General features: G+C 50.3%; 20 protein-coding genes, 1 tRNA gene and 2 rRNA genes. 10 read left to right on the forward strand and 13 right to left on the reverse strand.

Annotated elements, in window-relative coordinates:
- Positions 1-293, forward strand: a 23S ribosomal RNA gene (locus J7L64_03535); the annotation flags it as partial.
- A gap of 55 nt (positions 294-348) precedes the next feature.
- Positions 349-465 (forward strand): 5S ribosomal RNA (gene rrf / locus J7L64_03540).
- Between the two features lie 75 nt (positions 466-540).
- Here rrf and J7L64_03545 read toward each other — a convergent pair.
- The 4 genes from J7L64_03545 to J7L64_03560 are packed head-to-tail and all read right to left on the reverse strand — an operon-like array spanning position 541 to position 3134.
- Positions 541-939, reverse strand: coding sequence for a hypothetical protein (locus tag J7L64_03545; protein ID MCD6451426.1), 399 nt, complete (start codon positions 937-939; stop codon positions 541-543).
- Between the two features lie 51 nt (positions 940-990).
- Positions 991-1872: a tetratricopeptide repeat protein gene (locus J7L64_03550; GenBank protein ID MCD6451427.1), complete on the reverse strand. Its 882-nt coding sequence runs from the start codon at positions 1870-1872 to the stop codon at positions 991-993.
- Complete coding sequence (locus J7L64_03555; GenBank protein ID MCD6451428.1) at positions 1873-2574, reverse strand: zf-HC2 domain-containing protein; 702 nt, start codon at positions 2572-2574, stop codon at positions 1873-1875.
- Positions 2571-3134: a sigma-70 family RNA polymerase sigma factor gene (locus tag J7L64_03560; protein MCD6451429.1), complete on the reverse strand. Its 564-nt coding sequence runs from the start codon at positions 3132-3134 to the stop codon at positions 2571-2573. Before J7L64_03560 ends, J7L64_03555 begins: the two co-directional genes overlap by 4 nt.
- 217 nt (positions 3135-3351) lie before the next feature.
- Here J7L64_03560 and J7L64_03565 point away from each other — a divergent pair, with 217 nt between their 5' ends.
- From J7L64_03565 to J7L64_03590, 6 genes are all read left to right on the forward strand, one after another.
- Positions 3352-4953: an indolepyruvate ferredoxin oxidoreductase gene (locus J7L64_03565; protein ID MCD6451430.1), complete on the forward strand. Its 1602-nt coding sequence runs from the start codon at positions 3352-3354 to the stop codon at positions 4951-4953.
- Positions 4950-5780: an indolepyruvate oxidoreductase subunit beta gene (locus J7L64_03570; protein ID MCD6451431.1), complete on the forward strand. Its 831-nt coding sequence runs from the start codon at positions 4950-4952 to the stop codon at positions 5778-5780. Before J7L64_03565 ends, J7L64_03570 begins: the two co-directional genes overlap by 4 nt.
- Positions 5781-5844: 64 nt before the next feature.
- Positions 5845-8214 carry an acetate--CoA ligase family protein gene (locus J7L64_03575; GenBank protein MCD6451432.1) on the forward strand — a complete coding sequence of 790 codons (2370 nt, stop codon included), beginning with the start codon at positions 5845-5847 and terminating at the stop codon, positions 8212-8214.
- Between the two features lie 206 nt (positions 8215-8420).
- On the forward strand, positions 8421-9428 hold the full coding sequence (gene pta / locus J7L64_03580; protein ID MCD6451433.1) for a phosphate acetyltransferase: 1008 nt from the start codon (positions 8421-8423) through the stop codon (positions 9426-9428).
- A gap of 47 nt (positions 9429-9475) precedes the next feature.
- Positions 9476-10672, forward strand: coding sequence for an acetate kinase (locus J7L64_03585; protein MCD6451434.1), 1197 nt, complete (start codon positions 9476-9478; stop codon positions 10670-10672).
- A gap of 23 nt (positions 10673-10695) precedes the next feature.
- Positions 10696-12999 (forward strand): diguanylate cyclase, encoded by a 2304-nt coding sequence (locus J7L64_03590; GenBank protein ID MCD6451435.1) that lies wholly within the window; start codon positions 10696-10698, stop codon positions 12997-12999.
- Between the two features lie 15 nt (positions 13000-13014).
- On the opposite strand, the gene J7L64_03595 is transcribed toward J7L64_03590, so the two are convergent.
- From J7L64_03595 to rplU, 8 genes are all read right to left on the reverse strand, one after another.
- Positions 13015-13755, reverse strand: coding sequence for a ComF family protein (locus J7L64_03595; GenBank protein MCD6451436.1), 741 nt, complete (start codon positions 13753-13755; stop codon positions 13015-13017).
- 7 nt (positions 13756-13762) lie between these two features.
- Positions 13763-15136 (reverse strand): DUF1049 domain-containing protein, encoded by a 1374-nt coding sequence (locus tag J7L64_03600; protein ID MCD6451437.1) that lies wholly within the window; start codon positions 15134-15136, stop codon positions 13763-13765.
- A gap of 73 nt (positions 15137-15209) precedes the next feature.
- On the reverse strand, positions 15210-15572 hold the full coding sequence (locus tag J7L64_03605) for a TraR/DksA family transcriptional regulator (protein ID MCD6451438.1): 363 nt from the start codon (positions 15570-15572) through the stop codon (positions 15210-15212).
- Between the two features lie 8 nt (positions 15573-15580).
- Complete coding sequence (gene rsfS, locus J7L64_03610) at positions 15581-15961, reverse strand: ribosome silencing factor (protein MCD6451439.1); 381 nt, start codon at positions 15959-15961, stop codon at positions 15581-15583.
- 1 nt (position 15962) lies between these two features.
- Positions 15963-16643, reverse strand: a complete 681-nt coding sequence (gene nadD / locus J7L64_03615) for a nicotinate-nucleotide adenylyltransferase (protein ID MCD6451440.1) — start codon at positions 16641-16643, stop codon at positions 15963-15965.
- A 1-nt stretch (position 16644) separates the two neighbouring features.
- Positions 16645-17655: a GTPase ObgE gene (gene obgE, locus J7L64_03620; protein MCD6451441.1), complete on the reverse strand. Its 1011-nt coding sequence runs from the start codon at positions 17653-17655 to the stop codon at positions 16645-16647.
- 48 nt (positions 17656-17703) lie between these two features.
- Complete coding sequence (gene rpmA, locus J7L64_03625; GenBank protein ID MCD6451442.1) at positions 17704-17961, reverse strand: 50S ribosomal protein L27; 258 nt, start codon at positions 17959-17961, stop codon at positions 17704-17706.
- A 3-nt stretch (positions 17962-17964) separates the two neighbouring features.
- Entirely contained in the window at positions 17965-18330 is a 366-nt protein-coding gene (rplU, locus tag J7L64_03630) for a 50S ribosomal protein L21 (protein ID MCD6451443.1), read from the reverse strand.
- Between the two features lie 143 nt (positions 18331-18473).
- On the opposite strand from rplU, the gene J7L64_03635 reads away from it, so the two are divergent.
- Complete coding sequence (locus J7L64_03635) at positions 18474-19289, forward strand: NAD+ synthase (GenBank protein MCD6451444.1); 816 nt, start codon at positions 18474-18476, stop codon at positions 19287-19289.
- Positions 19290-19299: 10 nt separating this feature from the next.
- On the opposite strand, the gene J7L64_03640 is transcribed toward J7L64_03635, so the two are convergent.
- Entirely contained in the window at positions 19300-20787 is a 1488-nt protein-coding gene (locus tag J7L64_03640; protein ID MCD6451445.1) for a GWxTD domain-containing protein, read from the reverse strand.
- Positions 20788-20932: 145 nt separating this feature from the next.
- Here J7L64_03640 and J7L64_03645 point away from each other — a divergent pair.
- A tRNA-Ser gene (locus J7L64_03645) sits at positions 20933-21023 on the forward strand.
- Positions 21024-21072: the final 49 nt, after the last annotated feature.

Below are 21072 nucleotides of genomic sequence, written 5' to 3' on the forward strand. Positions count from 1 at the left end.
GCCGCGGGCGCAGGAGATTTGAGGGGGGCTGCCCCTAGTACGAGAGGACCGGGGTGGACGGACCTCTGGTGTACCAGTTGTCCCGCCAGGGGCACAGCTGGGTAGCCAATGTCCGGTTCGGATAAGCGCTGAAAGCATCTAAGCGCGAAGCCGGCCCCAAGATTAGATCTCCCTTCCCCCGGGAAACCGGGGGACTGAAGGCCCCTCGGAGATTACGAGGTTGATAGGCCGGAGGTGTAAGCGCAGCAATGCGTTTAGCCAACCGGTACTAATCGGCCGTGAGGCTTGGCCATAAAATTCGCCCTGAGCGAATTCGGGTTCAGACCCTTTCCTATTCGATATAGATTTCCCGGTGGCCATAGCGGAGGGGAAACACCCGTTCCCATTCCGAACACGGCAGTTAAGCCCTCCAGCGCCGATGGTACTGCACGGGCGACCGTGTGGGAGAGTAGGTCGCTGCCGGGATTAAAAACTGAATAATAAAAAGCCCGCCTTTCCAGTAAAAGGAAAGGCGGGCTTTTCGTTTTTAACTTCCTTATCCTATTCCAGCCAGATCCTGACCCTTGTCCCCTCCTTCTTATCCACTACCTCGACCAATTCAGTAGGACTAAGTTTCTGTATCTCATCCCAAGTTGATGCCATCGTCAGGATCGCCAACACATCCTCATCGCTACAGCCACCCTTTTCCTTCGCTATCTTGAGGAACTCCTCCCGATGTGCCATAAGGGCGTTGACCACCTTTATCGGAATGTTTACGATCACCTGTGCCCCTTCCTCTCCTTTTTCATACACCCTTATCTTGAGCCAGGTGGCTTTCTTGAAGCTCGTTCCCTTCACCTTCCTGGAGGTGATCCTCTTTACCTCCTGACCGAAGAGGGGAAAGGTAACGAGGGAGATAATGATAAGGGGAAGGATGATGAGTGTAGCCTTTTTCTTCATCTCTTGCCCTCCTTTTACCTATTTAAACGGATCAAGGAGGGAGTAGGTTTATCATTCGACCCAGATTTCCACCCTTTCCCCGGATTCCTTGTCTATCATCTTGAAGAGCGGTCCCGGAGGAAGATCCTTGATGCTCTTCCATAAATTGGCGATGTCGATCCCTGTCTCCTTGATGAACTCCTTCTTTTGCTCCTCAGTAAGGGAGTTTATCACCAGATCAGCCAATACGATGGGGAAGTTCAAATCCACCGAAGGGGTTTTCTTTCCCGGTTCGTAGACCCGGAGTTTGATCCACCTTATCCCTTTACCTCTTCTCCTCTTTGGTTTTTCTATGATCTTCGCCTTCTTATCCACCTTAAGGATGGCGAGTTTAATCCGGTCCTTTATCGTCTCGTCGAGCGAAGGATCACGAAGTGCTCGGTATAATACCGGTTTTGCCCTCTTCTTCGCCTCTTCGTTGCCACCAGCGAGCTCGAGGGCAGCGTAGTAAGCGACCATCCTGTCAGCATCGGAGAGGAAGGAGGAAAGCTCAGTGAGGTACTTCTGCTTTTCCTTTTCTCGGAGGAATTTTCCCAGAATGGAGATGAGGGATATCTTCGCCTCTTCGACTAAGGGCGAGCTCTTTCCATAGGTTTTGATGAAGGAACGGTAGGCACGAGCTGCCTGTTCCCACTTTCCCTGTCTTTCCAGTGAACGGGCGAGGTAGAAACGGACGGTTCCTAAATCCTTGCTCTTGGGGTACCGGGCGATGAACTCCCGCGAAAGCGTCTCCGCTTTGGCGAAGTTTAGGTCAAACATAGCCAGTTTTATCTCTCGGAGGAGCTTCTCCTCGTCCTTCTTTCCAGGAAAGCTGACGAGGATGCTAACGAGGAAAAGGGGAAGAATAACCCCCAAGGTGATGATCTTAAGGCTATCTCTTGATTTTAGCTTCATCTATGTCATCTCCTTGGTGAGGAGGTTTATCTTCATTATAAGCTCTTTTTCCCGCACCATATCCCTTATCTCCCTCATCTCTTTCGGTGAAGGATTTGCTCCCAAGCTGGTTATATTGAGCATTATCGCCTCAAGCTCATTGGCAAGCCCCCGTACCTTAGCCAGTTCCGGCTTATCAAGTGCCCAATCTATGAACTTCTTCTTGGTAAGGAGGCGCCGGGAAAGCTCCTTGGTCAGGACGATATCAGTGCCCTCCCCCCCCTCATCGAGGCTAAGGAGGAGGGTTTCGCTTCCCGCAAGGTATTCTACCACCGCTGATTTCGCCACCAACAGCTCATAGCGGGAGAGATCTGGTGTCTCCTTTCTCCTGATGTTCGGGTAGATCAGAAGGAGGAAAAAGAGGGCTGCGGAGGCGGCGATGAGGGCGAGTTTCGCAGGAAGGGGGATCAGTTTTTTCTTTAAATGACCCCGCCTTTTGAGCTCAGCGATCACCTCTTCAGGAAAACGCTGCCAGTTGATGTAATCCACGGGATAGGTAGAATGGGAAGAGATGAGTTCAATGACCCCCTTCAACTCCTCATACCTTGCTCGGCAGGAGGGGCATTGATCGAGATGGGTGAGAAGTTCCCTCTCCTCCTTTGGGGATAATTCTCCATACAGGTGGAGGGTAATCAAGGCTTCGAATCTCTCACATCCCTTCATATTGCCACTACCCCCTCTTCCTCCAATTCCCTTTTTATTCGGGTTATCGCCTGATGGAGACTCGCCTTCACCGTACCTAGGGCACAGCCCCTTATCTCAGCTATCTCCTGTAGGGATAGCCCTTCATAATGCCTCAAGATAAATACCTCCCTTTGCCCATTAGGAAGGGAGTTTATCGCCCGCTCAACCATTTTGCCCACCTCCTTCCCCCACAATATACGGTAGGGGCTCGGTTTCTGGGAGGGGTTTTCCCATCCTGTCGAGGTTTTCTTCTCCCTTTTTTTCCTTCTCAGTTGGTCAAGAGCTAAGTTTATGGCGATCCTCGTAATCCAGGTAGCTGGTTTGGCCCTTGGTTCCCAGTTCTTGCTTTTAGTGAATACCCGGATGAATGTCTCCTGGAGGATATCCTTCGCCTCAGCTGGATCTCGAAGGAGATGGTAGAGGATGCGGAATAACCGCCGTTCGTACCGGAGGATGAGCTCTCTCAGGGCAGATTCCTCTCTTTCTTTCACCCTCTCCATCAGTTGATAGTCGTCGAGCGGTTGACCGCCCCGTTTCACCTTCTTTTCCCCTCTCCAATAAGTTAAACGGATATTTTCGGGTTTAGTTTATCCCATTTCTACCATTTTTTCACCATTGCAATGAATCACATCTATATCATATTGTGGGAAAGTGATTCGAAATTGATTGACAGGCAAATTCCTTTCTCTTACTATAGAGGGAAAGCTTTATGTTGTTAAAAGTTAAAGAGTTATGATAATCGAGGGGGTAGATGTTATGGAAAAATTAGTACTCCTCGGCGATGAGGCGGTGGCTCTGGGAGCGATACATGCTGGTATTTCGGGCTCTTTCTCCTACCCTGGCACACCGGCGACCCAGATCCAGGAGTTCATCCAGAGGGTGGCTAAAGATGATATCCGCTGTCACTGGTCGGCGAATGAGAAGGCGGCTTATGAAGAAGCTCTGGGAGTTTCCTATGTGGGAAGAAGGGCTCTTGTTTCGATGAAGCATGTGGGGCTCAATGTAGCAGCAGATCCCTTCATAAACTCAGCGATAACCGGTGCTGATGGTGGATTGGTAGTGGTGACGGCTGATGATCCTGGGATGCATAGCTCCCAGAACGAGCAGGACAACCGCTTCTACGCCCAGTTTGCCAAGATCTTTTGTTTCGAGCCAAGCAACCAACAGGAAGCCTATGAGATGACCCGGGAGGCGTTCGATGTCTCGGAGAAGTTCAGGCTTCCGGTGATGGTGAGGCTGGTTACCCGGCTCGCCCATAGCCGAGCCAACATCAAGGCAGGAAAGGGAAGGAAAGAGAATGAGTTGAAGCCGACTGATGACCTAACTCGATGGACGGTTCTTCCGGCGAATGCCCGAGTGAGGTTCAAGGAGTTGGTCGAGGAACAGAAGGAGCTCGTTCGATATTCTGAAGAGTCCCCCTGGAATGAGCTTCATCTTTCGCCTGGGGCAGAGGTTGGGGTTATCGCCTCCGGCATTGCTTTTAACTATCTTATTGAGGCGCTTTCCTTTATTTCTCTTAAGGTTTCATATTTAAAGGTAAACACCTACCCCCTGCCCCTTAACAAGATAAAACAGCTCATCTCCTCTGTCTCCGAACTGTTGGTGGTGGAGGAGGGATACCCCTTGATCGAAGGTTCCCTCCGGGGGCTTCTCGATTGCGCGGGCATCAAGATAAGGGGGAAAATGAGCGGTGACCTTCCGATAACCGGTGAGCTTACCCCGGATGCGGTATATCGTGCTTTGGGAGGAAAGGAACGGTCGTATCCCGTTAATCTATCCTTTGAACTTCCGGTAAGGCCTCCGATGCTCTGTCCCGGTTGTCCTCATGCCGATACCTTTACCGCTTTGAAGGACGCCCTGGCTGATTACCCGAATGCCCGTGTCTTCTCCGACATCGGTTGTTATACCTTGGGTTTTCTTCCTCCATATCGAGCGGTCCATTCCTGCGTGGAGATGGGAGCGAGCATTGGTATGGCGAAGGGAGCAGCTGAGGCAGGGCTTTATCCTTCGCTCGCTGCTATTGGCGATTCTACCTTTGCCCATTCGGGTATGACCGGGCTCATCGGTGCTGCCAAGAACAACACCGATATGACGGTGGTGATTATGGACAATGAACATACTGCGATGACCGGGGGACAGGATACGATGGCCACTGGTGATAGGTTGGTGGAGCTGGTTAAAGGATTAGGGGTTGATCCGGCACACATTCGGGTGATCGTTCCCCTTCCCAAGAACAGGGAGAGAAACGCCGATGTCTTCCGCGAAGAGATAGCCTACCACGGGCTCTCGGTTATCATCTCCCGGCGGGAGTGTGTGGTGGCAGCGAGGAAAAGAAAGGAAGGAGGGGAGAAGAAATGAAGAAAGACATAATCTTGGCGGGCGTTGGCGGACAGGGGATACTCTCGATAGCCTATGTCATCGACGAGGCTGCGGTGGAATCGGGGCTTAACATCAAACAGGCAGAGATCCACGGTATGGCTCAGCGGGGAGGAGCTGTTTATTCCCATCTCAGGATCTCATCCTCCCCCATCGCCAGCGACCTGATACCTAAGGGAAGCGCCGACCTCATCATCTCGATCGAGCCCATTGAGGGATTGCGTTATCTTTCCTATCTCGCTCCCGATGGCATACTGATAACCAACAGTAGCCCGGTGAGGAATATTCCCAACTATCCCGATATGGAGAAGGTGATGGGGGATATCCTCTCCCTTAAAAAACACATCATAATAGATGCAGAGTCGCTGGCGCGGAGAGCGGGCTCCTTTCGGGCGCAGAATATGGTGATGCTTGGGGCTTCTTCCGCTTACCTTTCTTTAGATAGGGAGTTACTTAAGAAGTATATCGGGGAGCTCTTCTCCCCGCGCGGGGAGAAGATAGTGGAGTTGAACCTCTCCGCTTTTGCCTTCGGTGAGCGGATAGGGCGGTTTTACACCTTGCTTCTGGAGGAAGGTGTTCCTCCACTTTCCGCATTTCTGCTTTCCTCAAAGATAGAAGCAGGGGAGGCGCTGACGGAGAGTGTGGACCTCTGGGGGAAGCTTCTTTCCTCCCGGGCAGAGGAGTTTGTCCCCATTCTCAAGGAGTTTTCCGGGGAGATATCTCCTCGGGCAGAGGTACCGAAGAAGCTCCTCGGGCTTTCATTGGAGAAGGTTGATAAAGAAGAGCTCTTCTCCATCTTAGCCGGTTGATTATCGGGCTTTCAATTTTGAAAAGTTTGGAGCTTGGTCGATTGTCCTTCTCGAGGAGAGCGATATGGGTGAGATCGATTTTGAAAGAATAGATTTCATTTTAGAAAAGGCAGAAAAAGAAGGAAGATCTTCCCTTTTCGAACACGAGGTCTACTCGGTACTCGAGGCAGCGGGAGTGAAAACGCCCGCTACTTTCTTCATCCCCAAGGATGGAAGAGGTGGGATTACTCTCCCCTCTTTTCTCTCCGGGAGAGCGGTTTTGAAGATCGTCTCTCCCACCATCGTCCACAAGACCGATGTTGCTGGAGTAGCTATCGTGGAGGGGGGAGAGGAGGAGATAGTGGAGCGGGCAAGAAAGATGATTGAGGAGGTTCCCCCTCGCTATGTCGCTTGGCTTAGAGAACACCCAGAGCTCACTCCCGCCCCTTATCGAGGTCTCTCCGATGAGGAGCTTGAAAAAAGGGTTTATGCCGATATCCGCGGGGTACTCGTTGCCGAGTTCGTCCCCTATTCCGGAAAAGGGCTTGAGGGTGAGTTTCTCCTCGGTGTCCGTACCACTTCTGAATTCGGACCGATAGTCGCCTTCGGCGTTGGTGGGGTAGAGACCGAGTTTTTGGCGGAGAGGATGAAGCCGGGAGAGGCGGTCTCAGTATCCTCTGCCCTTCTAATGGGGGATATCCCTTCCTTTATAAGGAAGCCCGCCATTTCCCTTAAGCTTTTGGGAGAGACCCGGAGGGGAAAGAAGGTGGTTTCCTCGGAGGAGATGGAGCGGGTCGTTTTCGCCTTCGCTGAGATCGCTCGTTATTACTCCGACTATGAGGAAAGATCCCCCTTCGTCATCACCGAGCTCGAGGTGAACCCATTGGTGGCGAACGAGGGGAGGCTTGTCCCTCTCGATGGTCTTCTCAAGTTCAGAAGGAGAAGAGAAAAGCCCATTCCTCGTCCGACGGATAAGGTGGGGAAACTCCTTATTCCGGAGAGCATCGCCATCATTGGGGTTTCGGGCAAGGAGATGAATATGGGACGGATCATCCTGAGAAATATCATCGGGATGGGTTTTCCCAAGGAACGGCTCTATATATTGAAGAAGGGGGTTTCCGAGATAGATGGCTGTCGGGCATTCCCCGATGTCTCCTCACTGCCGGAGAAGGTGGATACCCTGATCGTTGCCATCTCAGCGGATCAAGTCCCTTCCCTCATCAGGGAGACGGTTGAGGAGGAGAAGGCTGAATCGATCATTATAATCCCTGCCGGTATGGCGGAAAAAAAGGGTGGAGAGAGCCGGGAGGAGGAGATAAAAAAACTCCTCGCTGAGAGGCGTTCCCAGGGGAAGGATGCTCCGGTGATCAATGGAGGGAACTGCCTTGGCATTCACTCCGTCCCCGGGCGGTATGATACCCTGTTCATCCCCGAGAGGAAGTGGGAACGAGTGCCGGTATTTGCGAGGAACATCGCCTACATCAGCCAAAGCGGTGCCTTTATGATCTCCCGGATGACCAAACTGCCCCGGCTCGAGCCCCGGTACGGGATATCGGTGGGAAACCAGGTCGATCTCACCATCTCCGATTATTTGGCTTATCTCAAGGATGATCCGGAGATAGCGGTTTACGGAGTTTATATCGAGGGGTTCAAGGAGGGGGATGGCATCGCCTTTGCCCGGATATCGCGGGAGATACTCGCCGCCGGACGGGATGTGATCGCTTACAAGGCGGGGCGTACCGCTGAGGGAAGGGATGCCACCTCGGGTCATACCGCCTCAATAGCTGGTGATTATTATGTCTTTGAGGCAGTGGCGAGGGATGCAGGAGTACTTGTTGCTCGGGATTTTGCCGAATTTGAGGGATTGACCAAGCTCGCCTCCTACTTCGCCGAGATGGGGAAAAAGATTAAGGGAGATCGAGTGGCAGCGGTTAGCAACGCTGGTTTCGAGTGCGTCGGCTTCGCTGACAACATCCGAGGGGAAGGCTACGAACTCCGCCTCGCCAAGTTTTCGCCGGAGACCGAGAAAAGGATCGCCTCTGCCTTTTCCTTAAGGAAGATAGACGCCATCATCGATATCCACAATCCCCTTGACCTCACCCCAATGGCGACTGACGAAGTGGTGGCGGAATGCATCCGGGCGCTTATCGAGGATGATGGTGTTCACTCCATTATCTTGTCCCTTGTTCCCCTTACCGCTGCCTTAAACACCTTGCCTCCAAGCCCAGAGTACGAGGAGAGTATTGAGCGTGAGGAGAGCGTTGTGAAGCGGGTTATAGCGCTCAATAAAGAGACCGAGAAACCGCTTATCGCCGTTATCGATTGTGGTGGCAGGTACGATCCTATGGTATCCGCCCTCGAGGTGGGGGGGATCCCGGTTTTCAGGACCGCAGATTATGCGATGAGGCTTTTGGGTTATTACACCTTCTATCGACTGGCTTTGGAGCGGATATAGCCCTCATTGATAACCCATATCACCTAAAAAGAGGGGGTTCTTTTCCCCTCTTTTTTTTAAAACGATATTGACAATTTAATAGAAGACTGCTATCATAACACCGATAAAGAGATATGAGTTTTTATGGATATTTCAAAACTTAATAGGCTTTGAGAAGTTATTTTTTTCTCTAAACTTAAGATGGAATCATCGTAAGGAGGTTGATGATGGAGAGTGAAGATTTTCTCGCTGAGATAATGAAAAAGGCGACCGCTAATCCCAAAAGGATAGTCTTTCCCGAAGGGACCGAGGAGCGAGTGCTTACCGCGACCAAAGGGATATTGGAGAAGGGGATAGCGGAAGTCATCCTCCTTGGAGAGGAGGAGGTGATCAAAAAGGGACTTTCTGAGCGGGCTGTTTCTCTGGACAAGGTAACGGTGATAAATCCCGTTACTTCTGACAAACTTAGGCCTTATGCTGATGTTTTTTATGAGCTCCGGAAACATAAAGGGATCACTGAGGAGCAAGCCCTCGAAACGATGAAGAACCCGAACTACTTCGGGACGATGATGGTCTATAAAGGGGAGGCTGATGGGCTTGTCTCCGGTTCCACCCACACCACCGCGGAAACGGTCCGTCCCGCCCTTCAGATCATCAAGACAAAGGAGGGTTCGAGCACTGTATCGAGCTTCTTCTTTATGGTGTTTCCCGAGACAACCTATATCTTTGCCGACTGCGCCATCGTGGAGGACCCAACCCCGGAACAGCTCGCCGAGATCGCCCTTGATGCTGCCCACAATGCCAAGGCGTTCGGGATACCACCGCTGGTGGCGATGCTCTCCTATTCTACCAAGGGCTCGGCGAAAAGCCCGATGACGGAAAAGGTGATTAAGGCGACCGAGATAGCCAGGAAGCGTCTTGCCAGTCTTTATCCTAATGGCACTGATATCAAGATAGACGGTGAGCTTCAGCTCGATGCGGCGATAGTCCCCAAGGTCGCCGAGAAGAAGGCGAAGGGGAGCGAGGTTGCTGGTAGGGCTCGGGTGCTCATCTTCCCCGATCTAAATTCAGGCAACATCGGATATAAGCTTACCCAGAGATTAGGGGGGGCTGAGGCATATGGTCCCATCCTTCAAGGGCTTGCCAAGCCGGTAAACGACCTCTCACGAGGTTGTTCTGCAGAGGATATCATAGGTATAACCGCCATTACAGTAATACAGGCACAGGGTGTGTGATAATTTTATTTAATTAATAACCTTAACCTAATGGGGGGGTAAAAGAAGTGAAGATATTGGTTATAAACTCTGGGTCCTCATCCATAAAATATCAGCTCTTTGAGATTGAGAATGGGGATTATGAGCTTCTTGCTAAGGGGTTAGTAGATAGGATAGGACTTTCCGGATCGGCGGTTTATCATCGTCCAAAGGATAAAAAGGAGACGGTGGTGGAAAAGGACATCCCCAATCACGAGTTGGGGATCAAGTTGATGCTCGACCTCCTTACTCATCCGAGCCATGGAGTGATCAAGGATATGAAGGAGATAGAGGGGATAGGACACCGGGTAGTTCACGGTGGGGAGAAGTTCTATGAATCGGTTCTAATAGACGATGAAGTTGAGAAGACGATCGAGGAGTGCATCGAGTTGGCACCGCTTCACAACCCGCCGAATCTCCTTGGCATAAGGTCCTGTAAACGGCTTCTTCCCGGTGTGCCTCAGGTGGCGGTGTTCGATACCGCCTTCCACCAAACAATGCCCAAAAAGGCGTACCTCTATGGACTTCCCATCGAGCAGTATGAGAGATATCGCATCCGTCGCTACGGTTTCCATGGGACCTCACATAGATATGTCGCCTTCGAGGCAGCGAAGATACTTGGTAAGGACTTAACCGAGCTCAAGATAGTAACCTGTCATTTGGGAAATGGTTGCAGTATCACCGCGGTAAAGAATGGGAAGTCGGTGGATACCTCGATGGGTTTCACCCCGCTTGAGGGGTTGGTGATGGGTACCAGGGCTGGTGATATGGACCCCTATATCCCGCTCTTCATCATCGAGAAGCAGGGGCTCACCCCTCAGGAAGTGAATAACCTGATGAACAAGAAGAGCGGGTTGCTCGGTCTTTCTGGCAACCGGGATATGCGCGATGTGATGGCGGCAGCGGAAAAGGGGGATGAACGGGCGAAGACCGCGCTTGAGATATTTGTATATCGGGTGGCGAAGTACATCGGCGCCTATGCAATGGCGATGGGTGGCCTTGACGCTGTTGTTTTTACTGCGGGAATGGGCGAAAATAGCCCTTACTTGCGGGAAAAGGTGCTCGAATATGGAGGATTCCTTGGGATAAAGGTGGACAAGGAGAAGAATGAGAAGAATGAGCGCATCTTCACCACCCCCGATTCCAAGGTAGTGGGTTTGGTCATTCCCACCAATGAGGAGTTGGTGATCGCCCGGGATACCTATAGTATAATTAGTAAGAAGTAACCTTTCTCCCTGGGGGAGGGAATATGGAGGAGGGACGAGTAAGGGTTCTTCTACTCGAGGACGAACCCGACCACAGCGAGCTTATAAGACTCCACCTAACTGAGGAACAGGAGATAGAGGTGGAGTGTGTCTCCTCTCTCTCCGAGGCAAGAGAGATCTTGAAGGAGAAGGAGGTCGATGTAGTAGTAGCCGATTATGTTCTCGGTGAGGAGCGGGGGACTTTCCTTCTTAGGGAATTTGGCTCAGGGGATCGGAAGATCCCCTTCATTTTTCTCACCGGCAAGGGGGACGAGAGGGTAGCGCAGGAAGCGCTTAAACTGGGAGCTGATGATTATCTCACCAAGGATGAGGTCTTTGCCGATTTCTCCCTTCTTCTCGGGAGTATAAAGCGAGTGGTTTCCTATCGTCAAGCGTTATCCTTCAGAGAGAAGCTTGAGAGCGAGCTTAGATTACATCGCCAGCTTAATGAGGAGATAGTTCGACAATCACCTTTTGGTATCGCTTTGATCGACCGGGAGGGAAACCTAATTTTTGGAAATCCCGCCTTGTTTTCCATAATGGGCTTAAGCCCTGATGAACTGGTAGGACGAAGCATATTCTCGTTGGAGACGATGGAGCTCTTTGGCATCTTGGATGATCTCCGTCAGTCCTTTACTGAGGGGAGACCGTTTGAGGTAAGAGATGCTGCTTTCATCACCCCTATTGCTGACCGGAAGCTTTATCTCAGCTGGGTTGGCACTCCACTCAGGAATGAACGAGGGGAGGTAGATCGAGTTCTCGTCTTTGTAATGGATACAACCAAGCAAAAACAGGCGGAAGAAAGGGCGAGGTTGCTTATCAAGAGGTTGAGGGCGGGAGCTAAGCTCAGTCGTTCCCTTCTTTTTAACCTCGATTTTCCTGAGGCTCTGTTGCTTTTGGGGAAGGAGGTGAGCAAGGTCTTTCCCCACTTGCTCTCCCTCTCTTTTATTGAGGGAGGTACGGGAAGTAGCTGTATAGCTCGATATCTTCCCAAGGAGAAAAAACTGGTTCTTTATGATTCCAATGAGGTTGGTTTAAGAAGTGGGAGGCTTCGGTTTCTTCTCGATTATCAACGACCCTTCTTGGTGAAAAAGATCCTTCCTCAGATTTGGTCAGAACGGGAAAGGAACTTTTTTGGAGATAAAGCCCAATCCCTTGCCTTTCTCCCCCTTGAGGTGGGAGGGCGTTTCTTTGGAGTGTTGCTGGCAAGTTTTGGCGGGGAGATAACCCCGGAAGCGGACTTTGGTTTTTTGAAGGACCTTGCCTTGAACCTCTCCCTCGCCCTCGAACGGACCAGGCTTTATCAGGAGCTTAAGCGTTCTCACGAGCAGGTGGTAATGCTCAACCAGCTGAGTAAGAGGTTGAACTCGGTGTTGGACCCTAAGGAGATAGTGAAGATCGCTGTTTCTGAACTTCCCGGAATATTGGGGATTAGGCTCTGCTCCATCTTCCTCTACGATCCGAGGGCAAAGACCCTCCGCCTCCTTGGACATAATCACCCAGATTTGGGGAAGAATATCGAGATCGTCATCTCGGCAGAAAGGGATTCCCTCATAAGTAAGGTCGCCTCGCAGAAGGAACCCCTTTTGGTTAAGGATGTGGAGAAGGAGCTCGGTATCTCCAATAAGGTTAAGTATAGGTCGAGCTCTTACCTCGGGGTGCCACTGGTATTGGGAGATGAGCTCATCGGGGTGCTCAATTTAAATGATAAGGTGAATGGGGAGGAGTTTTCCGAGGCGGACTTGGGGGTGGTGACTGCGGTAGCAGAGCACCTTGCCGCCGCTTTAGGCAACGCCCTTCGTTATCGGTATACCCTTGATCTCTCCCAGCGGGATGGACTAACCAATCTATATAGCCATCGTTTCTTCCAAGAGGCTTTGGCTCGGGAGATAGCTCGGGTGGAGCGTTATGGGACTAAGCTCACCCTTCTTATGGGGGACCTCGATCACTTTAAGAACATAAACGATCGTTACGGACATCAAGTGGGAGACCTGATCCTGAAGGGGATCGCTCTTATTCTGAAGGGTGATACTCGACTTTCGGACACGGTGGCGAGATATGGGGGCGAGGAGTTCGCCATTATTCTTCCCGATACCAACGGCGATCAGGGTTTCGCTATGGCAGAGAGGATAAGAAAGAGGGTGGAGGAGAAGCTCTTTTCCACCCCAGCGGGAAGGCTTACCATAACCATTAGTTTCGGTGTTGCCGAATATAAGGAGAAGATGAAACCCTCGGAGCTGATCGAGCTTGCCGACCGCGCCCTCTATCGAGCTAAGACCAGTGGCAGGAATCGGGTAGAGCTTGCCTGATGTTTCATCCATCAACTATGGGGTTCGAGCAAGGGTAAAGACGAAAACCTCCTTGGCTCCAGCGGAAAGGAGGGTGCGAGTGCATTCATCGGCGGTCGCCCCGGTGGTGAGGATGTCATCGACGAGGAGGATCTTTTTCCCGCCGAGGGAGATGTTCCCCCTTTTTGCTACGGTGAAAGCCCCTTTCACTACCTTCAATCTCTCCGTTCGGGTAAGAGAGGACTGAGGTGGAGTGGGTTTTACCTTTCTTAGAAGATTTGAGGTAAAGGGCAAACCCGTCCTTTTTGCCATCTCCTTTGCAAGGAGTGCCGACTGGTTGAAACCCCGCTCTCGCTCTCTCTTGGGATGGAGGGGAACGGGAACCACCAGATCAACACTGAGTAATTCGGGATAGGAGGAGAGGGCTTTCCACATAAGCTGGGAAAGGAAGGGAAGAAGCGTTTTCTTTTTCCCAAATTTGAAGCTATGAATCAGCTCTCGTCCCACCCCTTCATAGGCAAAGGCGGATCGCGCCATCTTGAAGTGTCGCTTTCCCGAGAGACATTCAGCACAGAGGTGTTTACTGGGGTAGGAGATGTCATAGGGAAGACCACATAGGGGGCAGAAGGGCGGAGATATAAGTTTCAGTTCGTTGAGACATTGGGGGCAGAGGAATCCTTCGGGGATAAACTTACCACAGCTTAAACAGAAGGCGGGATAGATAAGAGATAAAATTGCCTCTTTCCCCTTGAAGAGGATTTTCCGCAGCCCGTTCATTTATATATCAATCCACCCGGGGCGGATGAACTGGTGCTTCAGGAGGGGTGAGTTCCTTTGGAGAGGCAAGCTCTTTTGGAATGATGAGTTCTATCGTATTCCAACGGAGGCAATTATCACACCGTTCCTGCCACGCCTCATAGGTCTTTCCACAGAGGCGACAACGGTAATAATCATAAAAGAGTTTTGCCCGCTCGATGATGTTCCTAAGCCTTTGGGTTGCCTCCCGGTAATCTCCCCGTTTGAGGTAGAGCTCAGCGAGGAGGAGATCGATATCGAAGGAGTACTCTATTCTGCCGTCGATCTCGTTTGCCTCGGCCATCGCTTCATCTATCATCTCGAGTTTATAATAGAGCTTGGCGAGATAGAACCTCACTGGAATATCGCGCGATGCCTCCTTCAGTGCCTTTTGGTAAAGAGAGATAGCATAAGTGGGGTCCTCCTGGGAGAGGAGATATCCCTCCGCCAGTTTAAGGAGGAGAGGGTTTTCCGTAGCCCGGAAGCCATCGAGTATCATTTCCTCCCCCCCTTTGTTCTCCTGGTAGAGGATCTTGAAGAGCCGGAAATAGGCGGGTATGAACTTAGGGTGGCTCTTGATTATCTTCCGGAGGGAGTTTAAGGCCTCCTTTCTCTTCCCTTCGTCAAGGCGGAGGAGGATGAGTTGATAGTCGAGTCCCAAGAGTACCTCCTCCTCTTTTCTCCTTTCCTCTTCCTCCTCTCGAACCAGTCGAATAATCTCTTCCGTAAGTTCCCGTGCTTCCTCTATCCGGTCCTTTCTGGTAGCGATATCCCTCAATTCTCGATAAGCGGAGATCTGCCATTTTGTCTCTTTCTCTTTAAGGAGCTTTTTAAGAAGAGAGATGGCCTGTTTTTCCTTCCCTGCTCCAATGTAATCTTGGGCGAGGGAGAGGAGGAGTTTCGGATCGCTTGGGTTTATCATCTTGGCGCTTAAATGGAGGTTTACCGCCTCTTCATATTTTCCCCGGAGGCGAAGGATATCACCACCAGCGAGGAGAGCCTGGTAGTTTTTCGGGTCTTCCTCCAGTATCTTTTCGATAGTAGAGAAAGCCTCTTCGGGCTTTCCTTGGGAGAGCTGTTCCATCGCCTTTATATATAGCTCTCTGGTCTTCTCCTCCTTTTCTCTCCGTCTTTTTTCCCTTAAATTGGCGAGGAGAAGGCGGGAGTTCCTGATGAGGAGCCAGATGACCGAGGTAAGGAAGCCAGCTAAGAGGAAGATATAAAGGAAGAGCCAGAATGAGCCGGTGAACTTCCAGAAGTAAAGGTTTAAGGTCAACTGCTCTCTGTTCAGAGCAGCTACAAGGATGAGGAAACTCACCACTACGAATATAAGCAACAGAGAGAAAAAGGTTCTTAAATTCATAAAACTACCCCTCGTTCTAAAAGATCACACCCTCTTTTATTATAACCCCAAAATCACAAAAAATGTTCGGTTTTTATTTAATTAACCCCTTATCCTGAAGTTCTTGGCATTTGATACAATGCCTTGCCCAAGGAACGGCATCAAGCCTTTTTTTGCTTATCCTTTCGCCACATTCCTGGCAGTAACCGTAGGTTCCCTTGGCGATCCGCTCCAGTGCCTCCTTTATAAGCCGGAGGAGGCGGCGATCAGCATCGGAAAGGGCAAAGAGGAACTCCCGTTCATATTCGAGCGCTGCCTGATCTGCCAGATCCCTGATGCCATCGTCAGGAGTTTCCTTAGTGTAATCCCTATTCTTGAGGTAATACTGTAAAAGCTCCCTCTGTTTCTTTTGAAGTTTCTCTTTATAATACTCCAAGGTTTTCTTGGTCAGCCCCATTTTTGACCTCATTCTTCAAGTTTATCCAGTTCGATCCTTGGCGCATCTGCCCAAAGCTTTTCCAGTTCGTAATACTCCCTTGTCTCCGGGAGAAAGATGTTGACGATAAAGTCGATGTAATCGATCAATATCCATTTCCCGTACTCATATCCTTCGATGTGATATGGGGATAGTTCCTTTCTCTCCAACTCCTCCCTAACCGCGTCGGAGATGGTCTGGGTCTGTTTCGTCGATGTCCCGCTACAGATGATGAAATAGTCGGTGAACGAAGCGATCTCCCGCACATCGAGGACGGTCAAGTCAAACCCCTTCTTCTCCCTTATCGCCCTTATCACCTCTTTCACCTGCCAAGCTATCTTCTTCTTGTCTATCGCTTTCTCCTCTCCCATCTTAGCGATAGAGGTTTAACCGTTCAATGTATCTCGCCACCCTTTCCGGAAGAAGGTGGTCAAACCTTTTCCCCGCTGTTATTCTCTCCCTGATCTCGGTAGATGAGATGGGTATCTCAGGCGTCTTTACCAGGAAGATGGAGGCACCTTTTCTTTCTCCCCACTCCTTGATCGCCCTCTCCGCCTCACTGGGATTGGAGGAGGTAAGTTCGACCGTCCTCTCCCTTATCTCTTGAGGAAGGTGGTTGAGCCGAGAAAAGGGAACCCCTGCCCTTAGGTTCACTAAGAAGAGACAGTCTCCGAGGAGCTTTTCATAATCCTTCCAGGTGGTAATTTCGGCAAAGGAGTCGCTTCCGGTTATGAAGAAGATCTTTTCTTCAGGGAAACGGTTCCTAAACTCCTTAATCGTGTCTATGGTATAGGAGGGTTTGCTCCGCTCTATCTCCACGGTCGAGGGGACGAGCCTTTCCTCATCGATGGTAGCGAGTACCACCATTGCATAGCGGTGGATGGCGTGAGTGATCTCACCCGCTGGTTTGTGGGGTGAGATATAGGAGGGGACGATATAGATTAGATCAAGTCCCACCGCCTCAAGGATGCTCTTCGCCGTCTTTAAATGGCCGTAGTGGATGGGATCGAAGGTACCACCAAAGATGCCGATTTTTTGAACCTCTTTTTCCATATCAGCCCCTCTTGACCGAACTGAAGAGAAGTTCCGCCATCCTCTCCACCAGCTGAGGCACCCCCTCTCCAGTAAGGGCGGAGATGAAAATCATTTCGCAACCCGCTTCTTTCAGTTTCGAGGCTATTTTCTCGATCTTTTTTCTCTCCTTTATCAAATCTATCTTGTTTCCCACCAGAAGTTGTACCTTCTTCGGAAGTTCTTTGGAATAGGTGGCAAGTTCCTTGTTTATCGTTTCTACCTTATGGAGAACCTCCTCTGGATCGGCTGAGGAGATGTCAACAAGATGAACGATGAGCCTCGTCCTTTCGATGTGGCGGAGGAACTCATGTCCCAATCCGCTCCCCTTATGCGCTCCCTCGATCAACCCTGGGATATCGGCAACGGTGAATCGGCGATAATCGGGAAGTTCAACTACACCTAAATTTGGATTTAAGGTGGTGAAAGGATAAGAAGCGATCTTGGGATGGGCAGCTGAGATACGGGAAATAAGGGTGCTTTTGCCAGCGTTGGGAAGTCCTACCAGCCCAACATCGGCTATCAGCTTGAGTTCGAGTATTAGCCACCGCTCTTCACCCTCTTCGCCGGGTTCAGCGTAATGCGGTGTTTGATTGGTTGGAGTGGCGAAATGAGCGTTGCCTCTTCCTCCGCGTCCTCCTTTAGCAATCAGAAAGAGCTCCTCCGGCTTGGTGAAATCATGGATCAACTCGCCCTTTTCCCCATCGAGGACCATAGTACCAGGAGGAACGGGTATGATTATGTCCCTTCCTTTCTTTCCACTTCGGTTATTTCCCGAACCTCCGCCGCCATTTCCCGCCTTATATCTCAGCCGTTTAGCAAGATGGGAAAGGTCATCCACCTCTTCCGTACTCTTGAGGTAGACATCCCCCCCTTTTCCTCCATCCCCACCATCCGGTCCTCCTCGAGGGGCGAATTTCTCCCGGTGAAAACTCACACAACCCCTTCCGCCATTTCCCGCCTTGACATATATCTTTACCCGATCGACGAACATTTACACCACTGGTGTTCAGCCACCATTTGGGGATAGAAGATGGGGGATTTATTCGCTCGGGAGGACACTGACGAATTTACCCTTTCGTCCCTTATTCTCGAATTTCACTACTCCGGTAACCAGAGCAAAGAGGGTGTCATCACCACCCCTTCCCACGTTTAGCCCAGGTTTGAACCTGGTGCCCCGCTGACGGACGAGTATGGAGCCAGCGGTAACTACTTGTCCGCCAAACCGCTTCACCCCCAGCCGTTTTGCTTTGCTATCCCGTCCATTACGGGAGCTACCTCCGGCTTTTTTATGAGCCATAAGCTAAGCCTCCTTTTTTTCCTCTTCTTCCTTCTTTTTTCTTCTGGGCTTTGCCGCCTCAGCGGTTATCTTCTCCACCTTGAGAAGAGAATACCACTGACGATGCCCCCGCTTCCGGCGGTAGCCCTTTCTTCTTTTTTTCTTAAATACGATTATCTTCTTATCCTTTGCTTCGGTTAAAACGGTGCAAACCACTTTGGCATTAGGAAGGTAGGGGGTTCCCACCTTTATCCCTTTATCGTCCTTTAAAAGGAGCACCTCCTTGAACTCAACCTTTTCCCCTTTTTCCTTTGCCAGCTTCTCCACCTTTAAAAGATCACCTGGTGAAACCCGATATTGTTTACCCCCGGTGGTTATTACTGCGTACATTACCTTCACTCCTTCCTCATCAGTTTTGAAGTAATCTTAGATATCACAAAAACCAGCACCTGTCAATACCAAATCCTTCCTCTTGTCTTTTCTAAGCGGTACCGGCTAAAATATAAGCCTAAATGGCAAAGGAGGCAAGGAAGATGGAGGAATTATTTATAGATACCTCTTCAGTAGAGAAGAGATTGGTTAACTTCCTCAAGGAGACGGTGAAGGAGGCGGGTTTTTCCCGGGTGGTGATCGGTCTTTCTGGAGGGCTTGATTCCACTACCTCTGCCTACCTTGCAGTGAGAGCGCTGGGAAAGGACGGGGTTGTCGGAGTGATGATGCCCTATAAAACGAGCTCCCCTTCTGGTGTAGCTGATGCGGAGCGGGTGATAAGGAAACTCGGCATCAAAAGCGAGAAGGTCGATATCACCCCAATGATCGACGCCTACTTCGATACCTATGAGCCCCAAGCGGATAAGATCAGACGGGGGAATAAGATGGCGCGGGAGCGGATGGCTATCCTCTTCGATCTATCCAAGAAACATAATGCCCTTGTCCTCGGGACCTCCAACAAGACGGAACTACTGTTGGGCTATGGCACCCTCTACGGTGATACCGCTTGTTCCCTAAACGCAATTGGCGATCTCTATAAGATCCAGGTTCGTCAGCTTGCTCGCCATTTAGAGGTGCCGGAGCGGATCATAGATAAGGTGCCCACCGCTGATCTGTGGCAGGGGCAGACTGACGAGGGAGAGCTCGGTTATTCCTATTCTGAACTCGATCGGTTTTTATTCCATCTGATAGAGAGAGAGGCAGACTTTCCTACCTTGCAAAAGCTCGGCTTTGCCGACGATTTCATCCGAGAGGTGATCGCCAAGGTGCGTGCTTCTCGGTTCAAGGTAAAGGTGCCTAAGATCGCTGTCCTTACCGAACATCCCGTATCTGGAGAGATAAAGCTTCCCAAGATCTAAACGGGTTCTCCTACTCGATTACGATGAACGGTATCCTCGAAGAGAAGAAACTCTTCTTGGCTATCATATCCTCTACTCCGATTATGAGCTGGTAGTCCCCTGGAGGGAAGGCGTAGGCGGGAATGGTTTCTATCACAAATAAGGTCGAGGAATCAGTAGAGGTTACCGCCGAGCTGGGAAGGGATAAAGCGAGTTCACCATCCTTGTAAAAAGAGTAGGAGATCGTCACCGAATTCTTTTTGGTTTTGTCATCGAGCGAAAGCCCGATTAACTGGAAAAAGATGGTCAGGGGAGCATCTCTTTTTAGAATGCCCCCTTTCAAGGGGAAGACCTGATACCCCCCAAGGTTTATTCCGTTTTTATCTTCCGCCGAACCTCTCCTTACCCCTTCTGCAAGGATGACCTTGGACATACGGAGCCCTTTATTGGTCAAGTCGGGGATGGTGAGTTTGCGCTCAATCGCCCCTTTACCTCCGCTGATGAGATCACAGGCGCTGAAATCCATAGTATATTCTCCAGGAGGAACGGAGAGCACTATGAAAAATGGCAATCGCTCTTCCGGAATTTTTTTGATCTCCTCTTTGTCTATCTTGAAGGAGATGTCCTTTTTTGTCTTTGCCCCTCCTTCTCCGCTGAGTGAGGCTTCTATCTCTATTTTAGGGGATAGCGTTTTCCCCTTCTCCTCATAAAGGAGGTCTTTTACCCTAAACCCCGCCCAAAAAAGTACATCCGTTTTCCCGTCTAAGCCAAGAAAATAATCCACTCTAAGCACAAAAGGAAGGGATCCCTTAGTAAGGGTCCGCTTCTCCCTCAATTTTCCTTTACTCGGCTCGAATTTCATTTCTTTGTTCACGATCATTTTCTTCTTTATTTTCTCTATAGCGTTGATCAGTGTTGGCGGTAGATATGGTGAGCCAGCTGGATTATGTATCTGTTCCGAAACCCAATGGGAATACATCTCACCCATATAGCTTAGGTCTGCTACCCGGTAATCGCCGTTTCCCGAGTAATCTATGAATACCACCGTGTAGTGCATAGGAAGCACATCGCCTGGGGTCCGGTAGTAGGTCCAAGCAAGGTATTTCCTGAGATCGGCGGTCATCCCCTGTTGCACCTCGGAAGGGGGACCGAAAACGATATAGAGATGCCCCATCGGTGTTTTCCAGCCCGGTCGTTTACCAATACGAAACGCCTTATCCGTATAAGCAATGCGACGGAGGATTTCCTCCCGGAACTCGTTTCTCGATGTTTTTGGATTCGGATCCCGTCGATCCCAGAAGAACTTGATAAACTGGAGCTTCTCTTCCCTTGTCTTAAGCTTCTTGAATATCTTCTGTTCTTCTTTGGTTATCAGGTAACGGGCGATCTTCTCCCGCCAGGTTTTTATATAGCTATCTATCTCCTTATTGGTAATCTTCTTCTGCTGACTCAGGATAGAAGGAGAGAGGAGGATCCCGCTAAGGAGGAAAGCAATTGTTAGAAAGGATGTCCTTTTCATTTCCCTTTTTCTCCCCTTTCTTTTCTAAATATATTTTCCTCGATCTTGGTCCAACTTTCAAATAATTTTCCTTTTCTTTCCTCGTTTCTGCCCTTATTCTACCTAATGGTTGAAGTGGAGCTTCTTCCGATATATATTAGGGGATGGAGGGGTGGCCGAGCGGCTTAAGGCGGCGGTCTTGAAAATCGCTCTCCGGTTCTGCCGGAGCGTGGGTTCGAATCCCACCCCCTCCGCCAGTTAATGATTAGTTTTTTCTAAAGGGATACTATTAAAAGGATGGATCTA

The sequence above is a fragment of the Acidobacteriota bacterium genome, assembly GCA_021161905.1.
Taxonomy (GTDB): Bacteria; Acidobacteriota; B3-B38; order Guanabaribacteriales; family JAGGZT01; genus JAGGZT01.

What these genes read in the sequence shown, in the direction of transcription:
- J7L64_03545 (MCD6451426.1), bottom strand. Translation starts at nt 939, where the DNA reads ATGAAGAAAAAGGCTACACTCATCATCCTTCCCCTTATCATTATCTCC.
- J7L64_03550 (MCD6451427.1), bottom strand. Translation starts at nt 1,872, where the DNA reads ATGAAGCTAAAATCAAGAGATAGCCTTAAGATCATCACCTTGGGGGTT.
- J7L64_03555 (MCD6451428.1), bottom strand. Translation starts at nt 2,574, where the DNA reads ATGAAGGGATGTGAGAGATTCGAAGCCTTGATTACCCTCCACCTGTAT.
- J7L64_03565 (MCD6451430.1), top strand. Translation starts at nt 3,352, where the DNA reads ATGGAAAAATTAGTACTCCTCGGCGATGAGGCGGTGGCTCTGGGAGCG.
- J7L64_03570 (MCD6451431.1), top strand. Translation starts at nt 4,950, where the DNA reads ATGAAGAAAGACATAATCTTGGCGGGCGTTGGCGGACAGGGGATACTC.
- J7L64_03575 (MCD6451432.1), top strand. Translation starts at nt 5,845, where the DNA reads ATGGGTGAGATCGATTTTGAAAGAATAGATTTCATTTTAGAAAAGGCA.
- pta (MCD6451433.1), top strand. Translation starts at nt 8,421, where the DNA reads ATGGAGAGTGAAGATTTTCTCGCTGAGATAATGAAAAAGGCGACCGCT.
- J7L64_03590 (MCD6451435.1), top strand. Translation starts at nt 10,696, where the DNA reads ATGGAGGAGGGACGAGTAAGGGTTCTTCTACTCGAGGACGAACCCGAC.
- J7L64_03595 (MCD6451436.1), bottom strand. Translation starts at nt 13,755, where the DNA reads ATGAACGGGCTGCGGAAAATCCTCTTCAAGGGGAAAGAGGCAATTTTA.
- J7L64_03600 (MCD6451437.1), bottom strand. Translation starts at nt 15,136, where the DNA reads ATGAATTTAAGAACCTTTTTCTCTCTGTTGCTTATATTCGTAGTGGTG.
- J7L64_03605 (MCD6451438.1), bottom strand. Translation starts at nt 15,572, where the DNA reads ATGGGGCTGACCAAGAAAACCTTGGAGTATTATAAAGAGAAACTTCAA.
- rsfS (MCD6451439.1), bottom strand. Translation starts at nt 15,961, where the DNA reads ATGGGAGAGGAGAAAGCGATAGACAAGAAGAAGATAGCTTGGCAGGTG.
- nadD (MCD6451440.1), bottom strand. Translation starts at nt 16,643, where the DNA reads ATGGAAAAAGAGGTTCAAAAAATCGGCATCTTTGGTGGTACCTTCGAT.
- obgE (MCD6451441.1), bottom strand. Translation starts at nt 17,655, where the DNA reads ATGTTCGTCGATCGGGTAAAGATATATGTCAAGGCGGGAAATGGCGGA.
- rpmA (MCD6451442.1), bottom strand. Translation starts at nt 17,961, where the DNA reads ATGGCTCATAAAAAAGCCGGAGGTAGCTCCCGTAATGGACGGGATAGC.
- rplU (MCD6451443.1), bottom strand. Translation starts at nt 18,330, where the DNA reads ATGTACGCAGTAATAACCACCGGGGGTAAACAATATCGGGTTTCACCA.
- J7L64_03635 (MCD6451444.1), top strand. Translation starts at nt 18,474, where the DNA reads ATGGAGGAATTATTTATAGATACCTCTTCAGTAGAGAAGAGATTGGTT.
- J7L64_03640 (MCD6451445.1), bottom strand. Translation starts at nt 20,787, where the DNA reads ATGAAAAGGACATCCTTTCTAACAATTGCTTTCCTCCTTAGCGGGATC.